Here is a 289-nt window from a genome sequence, read left to right as displayed (position 1 = left end):
TCGTGGGATGGACTGTCCAACACCGACAGGAAAAGACCATCGCTACACGCCTGATCGAACAAGTCATTGCTGACCAGGAGCTCAACGGTCACAGCGTTGAAGTCGTACACACCGACAACGGCAAAGTCATGACCTCACACATGATGAAGGACATGCTGGATGAACGCGGCGTGCAGCTGTCATTGATTCGGCCGAATGTTTCGAATGACAACCCATTTGAAGAGTCATCACATCGCACAATCAAGCATCACCGCTATGCGTTAGAAACCTATGATGATATCCAGCATGC

At 50.2% G+C, this 289-nt stretch carries 1 protein-coding gene; it reads left to right on the top strand.

Features of this window, described 5'->3' with window-relative positions:
• Positions 1-289: DDE-type integrase/transposase/recombinase (locus HMPREF2743_RS02740; RefSeq protein ID WP_141761381.1), on the top strand; the 289-nt coding region annotated here is incomplete at both ends.

Source organism: Corynebacterium sp. HMSC036D02 (genome assembly GCF_001836165.1).
Lineage (GTDB): Bacteria > Actinomycetota > Actinomycetes > Mycobacteriales > Mycobacteriaceae > Corynebacterium.
Note: the sequence above shows the minus strand (reverse complement) of the source record. Positions and strands in the feature narration are given on the sequence as shown.